This window comes from Moorena sp. SIO3B2 (genome assembly GCF_010692525.1).
GTDB lineage: Bacteria > Cyanobacteriota > Cyanobacteriia > Cyanobacteriales > Coleofasciculaceae > Moorena > Moorena producens.
Genome location: NZ_JAAHHE010000983.1, coordinates 1 through 1065, shown reverse-complemented (window position 1 = coordinate 1065; position 1065 = coordinate 1). Strand labels below are relative to the sequence as shown.

General features: G+C 38.5%; 1 protein-coding gene. It reads right to left on the bottom strand.

All coding sequences use genetic code 11. The features are described from left to right. Positions 1-112 precede the first annotated feature (112 nt). Positions 113-976 carry an SAM-dependent methyltransferase gene (locus F6K38_RS42910; RefSeq protein ID WP_008183089.1) on the bottom strand — a complete coding sequence of 288 codons (864 nt, stop codon included), beginning with the start codon at positions 974-976 and terminating at the stop codon, positions 113-115. Positions 977-1065: the final 89 nt, after the last annotated feature.

Here is a 1065-nt window from a genome sequence, read left to right as displayed (position 1 = left end):
AAAGCTAAAGAAATTTGGGGGGGATGGTTTACAAATTTGTTTCCCTATGTCTTATTAAATCTAGAGTATTGTATTGATAAATAAGATGTAAGTCAGTCTAGGATATTCATCATTATTTTTTAGCAGTCACCATAAACGAACGTCGCCTTCCAGGTACTGAACGGGGTGCGATTTGGACAGAGTAACGTCCATAATTTGCTCTTATTTCTCCCGGTTGGATAACTGACGCATTCCACCCATGAGCAGTAAATAATTCTTCTGGTGCGTCTGTGCCAAAACGCCAATTTTTACTAATTAATCCCTTCTGAGTTTTGGAGCCTATCTGCCACGACTTTACACTTATTAAATCTGCACCCAAATAACTCCCTTTGACACTGACATCAGAAATTGTTTGCAGTAATGTATTTATCTCTTTTTTATCCATATACATCAATAAACCTTCCATCAACCAAACTGTAGGTTGATTAGATTGATATCCATGATTTTTTAATAAATGCACCCAAGGTTTTTGCAAATCTGTAGCGATGGACTGGCGATGACATTTAGATGGAATATCCTTAAGAATTGCTTCTTTGCGAGACATGATTTCTGGTAAATCAATCTCGTATATACATATTTCAGGTGGTAAGGGTAGGCGATATGCCCTAGTATCGTACCCCACCCCTAGAATTACAATTTGACGTACCTCTGGTATTACAGATATCAGAAAATCATCGAAAAATTTAGTTCGCACTGCCACAAACTGGATGCGAAGGGTATTTGATTTCGGGTCTTTACCGTCTTGTTTTTCCCAAGAATCCATCAAAGACTGTATTTCCTTAGACCCAACTAACTGAGCAGCAAAAGGATCTTCAAAAAGTCGGTCTGCCCTTTTGGATTCAATAGCACGTTTGGCCGCCATTACTACTGCGGTACGACAGACATCATTTTTGATTTCTGGTATTTTTTCGGCTTTTGCTGCCAGTTCGTTTTCCATAATTTACAATTTACTGCTTGATCATGAAATTAAGGACAACCTTGCTGAGATACTGTACCATCGGGCATAGTGGCATTACACAAATTAGC

Excerpts from the sequence above, each read along its gene's own strand:
- F6K38_RS42910 (WP_008183089.1), bottom strand. The coding sequence starts at position 976 with ATGGAAAACGAACTGGCAGCAAAAGCCGAAAAAATACCAGAAATCAAA.